The sequence below is a fragment of the Mycobacterium sp. genome (assembly GCF_035603715.1).
Taxonomy (GTDB): Bacteria; Actinomycetota; Actinomycetes; order Mycobacteriales; family Mycobacteriaceae; genus Mycobacterium.
This window is the reverse complement of the sequence record NZ_DATNJW010000028.1, coordinates 1-9,401: the sequence shown is the minus strand read 5'-3', so window position 1 is coordinate 9,401 and position 9,401 is coordinate 1. Positions and strand designations below refer to the sequence as shown.

Below are 9,401 nucleotides of genomic sequence, written 5' to 3'. Positions count from 1 at the left end.
CGGTTGGGCCGACTTCCCGGAGGACCCGAGCAACCTGTTCGCCGACCTCAACGCCCTGATCGGGATCGAGACGGTGCACCCCTACTATCCGGATCCGACTCCCGGGGTGAACCTGGACACCACCAACATGATCGATCTCGGAACCATCGGGCACACCGCGTTCTACGCCATTCCCGCGCCGCTGCCCACGTTGGCGTTCATGTTCGACGGCGGGCCTGCCGGGCAGTTCTTCTACGACTCGTTCGCCCCGTACGCGACCCTGTTCGACGACTGGGGCTACGGCAACCCCGGTGATCCGGGCGCCGGGATCGAAGTCAACGGGGTCGAGCCGATCGGTGTTGCCGGGCCGTGGACGGTCGATGCGACCGGCCAGTTGGTGGCGTCCGGTGGCGCCGGTTTCATCCCCGCGATGGATCCGCTGCAGATGCTGGCTGGTATGGAATACGCCGGGGTGCAGACGCTCGTCGGCCCGATCAACGACCTGCTCCAGGATGCCGGCCAGTCGCCGCTGCCGTCGTCGTTCGAAGACTCGCTGCTGTCGGGCTACAACTCGCTGAACCAGCTCGATGCGTCCCTGCTCACCGAGTGGACCGCCGCGACGGCGAGCATCCCGTCCTTGGCGCCAGACGCCATTTTCAGTGGCGAGCCGTTGATCTCCGCGCAGCCGCTGATCGACCTCGTTGGTTACGGTTTCGACGCCTTCAACTTCTTCGGCGCTTGAGCCGCGAAGGCGGCTAGGGTCTCTTCGCGTGGATGTGCGTGTCGTTAACCACCCGTTGGCCGCGGTCCGGTTGACCGCTCTGCGCGACGAGCGGACCGACAATGCGGCGTTTCGCGCCGCACTGGGCGAGCTGACGCTGATGCTGGTCTACGAGGCAACCCGCGATGCGCCGCGGGAGAGTATCGCCGTGCGCACGCCGTTGGCCGAAACGGCGGGCACCCGGCTGGCAACTCCGCCGTTGCTGGTGGCGGTTTTGCGGGCCGGGCTGGGTATGGTCGAGCAGGCGAACGCGCTGCTCCCGGAGGCCTCGGTGGGTTTCGTCGGCGTAGCCCGCGACGAGGAAACCGCTGTGCCCACACCGTATTTGGAGTCACTGCCCGACGATCTGCGTGGTAGGCCGGTGATCGTGCTGGACCCGATGCTGGCTACCGGCGGTTCGATGACGCATACCATCGACCTGTTACACCGCCGCGGCGCCGGCGACATTACCGTGCTGTGCGTGGTGGCCGCGCCGGAAGGCATTGCAGCGCTGGAGAAAACAGCGCCGCAGGCGCGCCTGTTCACTGCGGCCATCGACGACGGCCTCAACGACGTCGCCTACATCGTGCCCGGCCTCGGTGATGCCGGCGATCGCCAGTTCGGACCGCGCTGAGCTACCAGGCCCTGGTAGCGGCAGTGAGTTCATCACGCAGCGCGGTGGCGTCGATACGGGCAGCGGCCAGATCCTCGGCGACCGGGCACCGGACTTCGATGTAGAACTTGACCTTCGGTTCGGTACCCGACGGCCGGACGACGACGCGGGTCCACCTATCGTCGCCGCCGCCGGCGAAGATCAATGCATCCGTGCGATTCACCGCGCTGTGCGAGAGATCTATTGTGGTCGAGGCGAATTCGCCGAGCCGGGTCGGTGGCGACGCGCGCAGTCTGCGCATCAGCTCAGCCGCCTCGTCGGCGTCGCGCACCGGGCGCGATACGGCCGCGCCGACATGGACCCCGTAACGGCGGGCCAGGTCGTCGAGCGCGTCGAGCACCGACCGCTGCGAGTCTCTGAGCGTCGCGACCAGATCGCAGATCAGCACCGCGGCGCTGATGCCGTCCTTGTCCCGGACCGCCGAGGGGTCGACGCAGTGACCGATGGCTTCTTCGTAGGCGTAGACCAGTGTGCTGCCCGGCAGGTCGGCGTCGGCGCGGGCCAGCCACTTGAAACCGGTCAGGGTCTCGACGTGTTTCGCACCCCAGTGCGCCGCGATCGCCGACAGCATCCGCGACGACACCACCGTGCTGGCCACCACGCTGGTGGCGCGATCGGTCGGATCGATCTTCGACAATATGTAATCGCCGAGCAGCCAACCGGTTTCGTCGCCGGACAGCATTCGCCAGCCGGCAGGTGTCGGTACGCCGACCGCGCACCGGTCCGCGTCAGGATCAAGCGCAATGGCGATGTCGGCGTCCACATCGGCGGCCAGGCTGAGCAGCGCGTCGGTGGCGCCGGGTTCTTCGGGGTTGGGAAAGCTGACGGTCGGGAAGTCGGGATCGGGAGCGAACTGGCCGGCCACGGTGTGCACGTCGGACAGTCCGGCGCGGCAGAGCGTTTCGGTCGCCACCACGCCGCCCACCCCGTGCAGGGGTGTCAGTGCGACGCGAATCGGGCCCGACGACGAGCGCCGCAGCCGGGCGGCCCGCTCGATGTACTGCTCGACCAGTCCGCTATCGGCGGGTTCGACGGTGTGCCTGGCGATCTCGTCGGCGAAGGGCGCCGTCGCGATGGCGGCCTCGATCTCGCGGTCGGTGGGGGAGACGATCTGGATCCCCCCGTCCAGGTACACCTTGTAGCCGTTGTCGGCCGGTGGATTGTGTGACGCGGTGATCTGGATTCCGGCGGCCGCGCCGGTATGCCGGACGGCGAAGGCCAGCACCGGTGTGGGTGCCGGAGCGGGAAGCAAGGTTGCCGAAAAGCCCCCGGCGGCAAGGACTTCAGCGGTGGCGACGGCGAACTGATCCGACCCGTGCCTGGCGTCGCGGCCGACGATCACTGTCGAGCCGGCCAGTCCGCGACCGGCCAGCACCTGGGCCACCGCCCAGCTGGCACGCAACACGACGGCGAGGTTCATCGCGTCCGGGCCGCCCCGCACCGGCCCGCGCAGCCCGGCGGTGCCGAATGTCAGCGGACGCGCGAATCGGGCCGCCAGCTCGGCCGGATCGCACGCGGCGAGCTCGGCGGCCGTCACCGGATCGGGGTCGTGCGCGATCCAATCCTGCGGTGTCACGCCGACCTCTACAGCCGTGCGACCACGTCGGCCAGCAGCGAACCCATCTGGGCCGCCGACGCGGCGCCGGTCAGCAGCACCTCGGCATGGCTCAGCTGCTCACCGGTGATTCCGGCGGCCATGTTGGTTACCAGCGAGACTCCGAGCACCTCCGCGCCCGCGGCGCGGGCGGCGATCGTTTCGTGCACGGTGGACATGCCGACCAGGTCGGCGCCCAGCGTGCGCAGCATCCGGATCTCGGCGGGCGTTTCGTAATGCGGGCCGGGCAGCCCGGCGTACACGCCCTCGGCGAGTTCCGGGTCGACGTCACGGGCCAGCGTCCGCAGCCGCGCGGCGTAGGCGTCGACCATGTCGACGAACTGTGCCCCGATCAGCGGCGACCGCGCGGTCAGATTCAGGTGGTCGCTGATCAATACCGGCTGGCCCACGGCGAAGTCCGCGCGGACCGCGCCGGCGGCGTTGGTCAGCACGACCACCCGGGCGCCGGCCGCGCAGGCTGTCCGCACCGGATGCACGACGTGTTGCAGATGGTGGCCTTCGTAAGCGTGCGTACGACCGGCCAGCACCAGCACCCGGTGCTCGCCGATGGCCACCGACAGCACGTGGCCGGTGTGGCCGTCCGCAGACGGTGGGGTGAACCCGGGCAACTCGGCCATCGTCAGGGTCGCCGTGGGTTGGCCGAGCGCGGACACGGCCGGAGCCCAGCCCGACCCCAGCACGATCGCCACGTCGTGTTCAGCGATCCCCGAGCGATCGGCGATGGACTGCGCCGCGGCCTGCGCGAGCGCATCGGGGTCGGGCGGACCGTCACTCACAGTGTCCGAGCCTAATCGCCGCCCCGTCCGCTGAGTTGCTGCAGCGCACGCAGGAAGACGTCTCGGTCGTTGGCGGAAAGCTGTCCGAGCCAGTGCTCCTCACCGTGCTGGATGGCTAGCTGCACGGCGTTCTTGATGGAACGGCCCGACTCGGTGATCTCGAGCAGGCGAGCCCGGCGGTCATCGGGGTCGGGGATCCGTTCGATGTGACCGTGTTCTTGCAACTCGTCGAGCGTCGGGATGATGCGGGTCTTGTCGGCGCCGATCGCCTCGGCCAGCGCCGCTTGAGTGCGGATCGGCGAGCGATCCAGGGCGCTGAGAACGACGTAGCCCCACATCGACAAACCGTGGGCCTCCAGCACCGGCAGTTCGGCCGCCACCGTTTTGCGAGCCAGGTCCACCAGCATCTCCGCCAGGTCTGGACGCGTCGCCTTTCGCACCACCGATCGATGATAGATCTGGACAGATAATATGTGAGTGCATACGATATGCGCATGCATACAAATCAGGATATTCGCCCGTCACACCGCATCGCCGTATTGGCCTCTGTTGAGGTGGTCTCAGCCGTCACCGCCGATGACCTGGCGAAACCGACGCCTTGCGCCGGCTGGAACCTTGCTGACCTGCTCGCTCACATGACGGTCCAGCATCGCGGCTTTGCCGCTGCGGCCCGCGGCCACGGCGCTGACGAGGCGCTTTGGCAACCGGCCACCGTCGCCGATGCGGTGGCAGCCGACCCCGTCGGCGCCTACTCCGCGGCCGCCACCGAGGTGATCGACGCGTTCGCGGGCGACGGCGTGCTCGACAGCGAGTTCGCGCTACCGGAGTTCGGGCCCGGGGCGACGTTCCCGGCCGCGATGGCGATCGGTTTTCACTATGTCGACTATGTCGTGCACGGCTGGGATGTGGCTCGCACACTGGGGCACTCCTACCAGCTTCCGGCCGACATCGTGGCGGCCGCGTTGCCGCTGGCGCTCGTGGTGCCCGACGGAGACTTCCGCACGATTGAGAATGCACCGTTCGGCCCGGCGATCCCGTCGGCGGATCCGGCCGACGACTTCGACCGCATACTCACTTATCTCGGACGCTCGCCGCAGTGGCAGCCGACCGTCGTGGCATGACGGGGACGGAAGCCATGACGACAACATCCGCCGGCGCCTGGACTCCTCAGCCGCCGATCACGCCGGGGAGCGGCATCCTCACTACGGACTGGCTGCCCGGGCCGTCTGACGGCGGCCCGTCCCCGGTCGTGGTGAGTTTCACCGACTTTCATTCAGATTCGGAAGAGGAATGGCAACAGATCGCCGCATTGGGCGTGAAGCTGGCGGAAAGCTGGCCGATCATGCGCGGCGCGGTCGGGCTTTGGCTGTGGGGCAAGCAGATTGAGTGGCGCGGCGGATCGCTCTCCGTGTGGGAAAGTCACGCGGATTTACGTCGTTTCATCCGCTGGCCCGTTCACGTCACGATCATGAACAACTGGCGGGGACGCATCCGAGTGCGATCCACCAGCTGGGATGACGAGCGATTTGTCCCGGCGCAGGCATGGCTTCGCGCCGAGGCGTACATCCGGGCGCCGCGCGACATCTGAGACGGTCGCGGCGCCCCGCCTGCGGGTACAACGCCGGTGATCAGCGGGTGAGATACTGCGACGATGGCTTCAACCCCGACGCTGGATCGCGTCGACGACACGGTGCGGCGTCGCAGCACCGACCTCGTCGAGTTGTCGCATGCGATTCATGCTGAGCCGGAGTTGGCCTTCGCCGAGCATCGCAGTTGCGCCAAGGCGCAATCGCTGGTGGCCGAGCGGGGTTTTGAGATCACCGCGGCCGCGGGCGGTTTGGACACCGCGTTTCGCGCCGACTTCGGCAGTGGTCCGCTGACTGTCGGGATCTGCGCCGAGTATGACGCACTGCCCGGGATCGGTCATGCCTGCGGCCACAACATCATTGCCGCAGCGGCCGTCGGCGCCGCGCTGGCGCTGGCCGACGTCGCCGACGAGTTGGGTTTGACGGTCTCGCTGCTGGGCACGCCGGCCGAGGAGTTCGGCGGCGGAAAAGTCTTGCTGCTCAACGCCGGAGTCTTCGACGACCTTGCGCTGGCGGTGATGATGCATCCCGGTCCGGTCGACATCGCGGCCGCCCGGTCGCTCACCCTGTCCGCGGTCCGGGTGACCTACCGCGGCAAGGAAGCACACGCGTCAGCTGCGCCGTTCCTGGGGATCAACGCCGCCGACGCGGCGACCGTGGCGCAGGTGGCGATCGGGCTGCTGCGCCAGCAGCTGGCACCGGGGCAGCAGGTGCACGGCATCGTCGCCGACGGCGGTCAAGTCGCCAACGTCATTCCCGCGCACACCGAATTGCAGTACACGATGCGTGCCACCGACGCGTCGTCACTGGCCGATCTGGAAGCCAAGGTGGGCGACTGCTTCCTGGCCGGCGCGGTCGCCACCGGTTGCGACTACAGCGTCGAGCAGACCGAGCCGATGTACGACGCGCTCAAACCCGATCCATGGCTGGCTGAAACCGTGCGCGCCGAGATGACGCGGCTCGGTCGATCGCCCATCGAACACGCGCTCGAGGCGGCGCTGCCACTGGGCAGTACCGACATGGGCAACGTCACCCAGCTACTGCCCGGCATCCATCCGATGGTTGCCGTCGACGCCGGCGGCGCGTCGTTGCATCAGCCCGACTTCACCGCGGCAGCCGCGGGTCCCAGCGCCGATAAGGCAGTCATCGACGGCGCAATCATGTTGGCACGCACGGTTATTCGACTTGCCGAGTCGCCCGGAGAACGGGACCGCGTGCTGGCGGCACGTGCTCAGCGGGCGGCGTCATGAGCCTCTCCGACGTCGCGAATGCCTGGCTGGCCGCGCACAACGACGATCTGATCGGCTGGCGGCGGCACATCCATCGCTATCCGGAGCTGGGGCGTCAGGAGTACGCAACTACGCAGTTCGTCGCCGAGCGGTTGGTCGAGGCCGGGCTCAACCCGAAGGTGTTACCCGGCGGAACTGGGCTGACCTGCGACTTCGGACCTGAACGCGAACCGCGAATCGCGTTGCGGGCGGACATGGATGCGCTGCCGATGGCCGAGCGGACCGGGGCCGAATACGCCTCGACGATGCCCAACGCCGCGCATGCCTGCGGGCACGACGGGCACACCGCGATCCTGTTGGGCACCGCACTCGCGCTGGCCGGGGCGCCGGAGCTGCCGGTTGGGTTGCGGCTGATTTTCCAGCCGGCCGAGGAGCTGATGCCTGGGGGAGCGATCGACACGATCGCGGCGGGGGCGATCTCCGGAGTCAGCCGAATCTTCGCCCTGCACTGCGATCCCCGGCTGGCGGTCGGCAAAATCGCGGTGAAGGTGGGGCCGATCACGTCGGCGGCCGACATGATCGAGATCGCTCTGACGTCGCCGGGCGGACACACCTCACGCCCACATTTGACCGGCGACCTGGTCTACGGGCTGGGCACCCTGATCACCGGCGTGCCGGGCATCTTGTCGCGCCGTATCGACCCACGCAACAGCACCGTGATGGTGTGGGGTGCGGTCAATGGGGGCGTGGCCGCCAACGCGATCCCACAAAGCGGCACGCTGGCGGGCACCATCCGCACCGCGAGCCGCGAAACCTGGCTGGGCCTCGAAGACATCGTCCGGGAAGCGGTCGCGGCACTGCTGTCGCCGCTGCACATCGACCACACCGTTCAGTACAACCGCGGCGTGCCGCCGGTGGTCAACGAAGTGGTCTCGACGCGCATCCTCACCCACGCGATCGAGGCGATCGGTCCGGATGTGCTGGCCGACACCAAACAATCCGGTGGCGGTGAGGATTTCTCGTGGTACCTGGAGGAAGTTCCCGGCGCGATGGCCCGGCTCGGGGTGTGGTCAGGCCGCGGTCCGCAGTTGGACCTGCATCAGCCGACGTTCGACCTCGACGAGCGGGCCCTGGCGATCGGGGTGCGGTTGATGGTCAACATCGTCGAGCAGTCCGCAGCGATCGGTTAGGTGCGGCGTTATTCGCCGTGACCGGGTCCGACATTGCGCGCCGGGCAAGTCCGGATCTTGTGCACGTATTCCTCTGGGGCGCCGGCGATTTCAGCGGCGTCGGCCATGACGCCGATATAGCGCGCCGACGGCAGACCGCCTTCCCAGGCGTCCACCACATACAGCCACGCCAGAACCGGATCGGTCGTGGTGTCCGACGACACGCGTTCCACTCGGCACCGGATCTTCTTGTGGATGCCGAGCTCGGAACCCTCCCACCGATCGAGGGTTTTCTCGTCGGCCGGCGTCATGTCGTAGAGCACGACGAACACCTTCGAGGTCGGATCCTCCACCACGGTCGCCAGCGCGCCATCCCAGCCGATGTCTTCGCCGCCGAAGGTCAGCCGCCACCCGTGCAACCAGCCGGTTCCGGCCATCGGCGAGTGGGGTGCACGCTGCTGCATCTGCTCGGGATGCATGTTCGAGCCGTAGGCGGCGTAGAGCGGCACGGACAAAGCTTAAACGGCTACCGCTGAAGCGGCGGTCATCCGACGGGTTGGCTAGGTTAGGTCTGTGGCGACCCGCATTGTGATCATCGGGGGAGGACCGGCCGGTTACGAGGCGGCCCTCGTCGCAGCGGCTCGCGACGCGCACGTCACCGTCATCGACTCGGACGGCATCGGCGGGGCGGCGGTGCTCTTCGACTGTGTGCCGTCGAAAACCTTCATCGCCTCCACCGGGGTGCGGACCGAATTGCGCCGCGCTCCGCAACTGGGCTTCGACCTCGACATCGACGACGCCAAGATCTCGCTGCCCGAAATCCACGAGCGGGTCAAGACCTTGGCCACCGCCCAGTCCGCCGACATCAACGCCCAGCTGCAGAACGCGGGCGTCCGGGTGATCGCCGGCCGCGGCGAGCTGATCGACGCGACGCCGGGACTGGCATCGCACTGCATCCAGGCCACCGCGCCGGACGGCAGCACGAGCACCCACGACGCCGACGCGGTGCTGATCGCGACCGGTGCCAGCCCCCGCGAGCTGCCGACCGCGCGGACCGACGGCGAGCGCATCCTGAACTGGCGTCAGCTCTACGACCTGCAGGCACTGCCCGAGCATCTGATCGTGGTCGGCTCGGGTGTCACCGGCGCCGAATTCGTGCACGCCTATACCGAATTGGGCGTCGACGTCACGGTGGTCGCCAGCCGCGACCAGATCCTGCCCTACGAGGACGCCGACGCGGCCGCTGTGCTGGAGCGGATCTTCGCCGAGCGCGGAGTGCAGCTGGTCAAGAATGCCCGCGCCGACTCGGTCACCCGTACCGACTCCGGCGTGCTGGTGACCTTGGCCGACGGCCGGACAGTCGAGGGCAGCCACGCGCTGATGACGATCGGCTCGGTACCCAACACCCGCAATCTCGGCCTGGACCGGGTGGGCATCGAACTCGGACCCGGCAACTATCTGACCGTCGACCGGGTCTCCCGGACGTCGGTGTCCAACACCTACGCCGCGGGCGACTGCACCGGGCTGCTGCCGCTGGCCTCGGTCGCCGCGATGCAAGGCCGGATCGCGATGTGGCACGCACTCGGCGAGGCCGTCACCCCGATCCGGCTGCGT

Annotated in this window: 11 protein-coding genes; 7 read left to right on the top strand and 4 right to left on the bottom strand. The window is 68.3% G+C overall.

Translation table 11 applies throughout. The annotated features are described in order from the left end of the window. Both VN856_RS00995 and upp read left to right on the top strand, forming a co-directional pair. On the top strand, positions 1 to 721 hold a 721-nt coding region (locus VN856_RS00995; protein ID WP_325685263.1), incomplete at its 5' end, for a PE-PPE domain-containing protein. A 28-nt stretch (positions 722 to 749) separates the two neighbouring features. After that, on the top strand, positions 750 to 1,373 hold the full coding sequence (gene upp / locus VN856_RS00990; protein ID WP_325685262.1) for a uracil phosphoribosyltransferase: 624 nt from the start codon (positions 750 to 752) through the stop codon (positions 1,371 to 1,373). 1 nt (position 1,374) lies between these two features. Here the strand turns inward: upp and VN856_RS00985 are convergent, their stop codons facing one another. From VN856_RS00985 to VN856_RS00975, 3 genes are read right to left on the bottom strand one after another with little or no spacing between them, the layout of a single operon-like run. Beyond that, a complete protein-coding gene (locus tag VN856_RS00985) occupies positions 1,375 to 2,988 on the bottom strand; it encodes a phospho-sugar mutase (RefSeq protein WP_325685261.1) in 1,614 nt (537 codons plus the stop codon). A gap of 8 nt (positions 2,989 to 2,996) precedes the next feature. After that, on the bottom strand, positions 2,997 to 3,803 hold the full coding sequence (locus VN856_RS00980; RefSeq protein ID WP_325685260.1) for a purine-nucleoside phosphorylase: 807 nt from the start codon (positions 3,801 to 3,803) through the stop codon (positions 2,997 to 2,999). Between the two features lie 11 nt (positions 3,804 to 3,814). After that, entirely contained in the window at positions 3,815 to 4,210 is a 396-nt protein-coding gene (locus VN856_RS00975; RefSeq protein WP_325685264.1) for a MarR family winged helix-turn-helix transcriptional regulator, read from the bottom strand. An 87-nt stretch (positions 4,211 to 4,297) separates the two neighbouring features. On the opposite strand from VN856_RS00975, the gene VN856_RS00970 reads away from it, so the two are divergent. The 4 genes from VN856_RS00970 (at position 4,298) to VN856_RS00955 (ending at position 7,808) form a co-directional block, all read left to right on the top strand. Continuing rightward, entirely contained in the window at positions 4,298 to 4,924 is a 627-nt protein-coding gene (locus VN856_RS00970) for a TIGR03086 family metal-binding protein (RefSeq protein WP_325685259.1), read from the top strand. Beyond that, positions 4,900 to 5,391, top strand: a complete 492-nt coding sequence (locus VN856_RS00965) for a hypothetical protein (RefSeq protein ID WP_325685258.1) — start codon at positions 4,900 to 4,902, stop codon at positions 5,389 to 5,391. The genes VN856_RS00970 and VN856_RS00965 overlap by 25 nt, the downstream gene beginning before the upstream one ends. Positions 5,392 to 5,454: 63 nt before the next feature. Next, positions 5,455 to 6,639 carry a M20 family metallopeptidase gene (locus VN856_RS00960; RefSeq protein ID WP_325685257.1) on the top strand — a complete coding sequence of 395 codons (1,185 nt, stop codon included), beginning with the start codon at positions 5,455 to 5,457 and terminating at the stop codon, positions 6,637 to 6,639. Beyond that, on the top strand, positions 6,636 to 7,808 hold the full coding sequence (locus VN856_RS00955) for a M20 family metallopeptidase (RefSeq protein WP_325685256.1): 1,173 nt from the start codon (positions 6,636 to 6,638) through the stop codon (positions 7,806 to 7,808). The genes VN856_RS00960 and VN856_RS00955 overlap by 4 nt, the downstream gene beginning before the upstream one ends. An 8-nt stretch (positions 7,809 to 7,816) precedes the next feature. Here VN856_RS00955 and VN856_RS00950 read toward each other — a convergent pair whose 3' ends face one another. After that, positions 7,817 to 8,296 carry a gamma-glutamylcyclotransferase gene (locus VN856_RS00950; protein WP_325685255.1) on the bottom strand — a complete coding sequence of 160 codons (480 nt, stop codon included), beginning with the start codon at positions 8,294 to 8,296 and terminating at the stop codon, positions 7,817 to 7,819. A gap of 64 nt (positions 8,297 to 8,360) precedes the next feature. Between VN856_RS00950 and VN856_RS00945 the strand changes: the two genes are divergently transcribed. After that, on the top strand, positions 8,361 to 9,401 hold a 1,041-nt coding region (locus VN856_RS00945), incomplete at its 3' end, for an NAD(P)H-quinone dehydrogenase (protein ID WP_325685254.1).

Coding starts and splice junctions, on each gene's coding strand:
- VN856_RS00975 (WP_325685264.1), bottom strand. CDS start 4,210: ATGCTGGTGGACCTGGCTCGCAAAACGGTGGCGGCCGAACTGCCGGTG.
- VN856_RS00970 (WP_325685259.1), top strand. CDS start 4,298: ATGCATACAAATCAGGATATTCGCCCGTCACACCGCATCGCCGTATTG.
- VN856_RS00960 (WP_325685257.1), top strand. CDS start 5,455: ATGGCTTCAACCCCGACGCTGGATCGCGTCGACGACACGGTGCGGCGT.
- VN856_RS00955 (WP_325685256.1), top strand. CDS start 6,636: ATGAGCCTCTCCGACGTCGCGAATGCCTGGCTGGCCGCGCACAACGAC.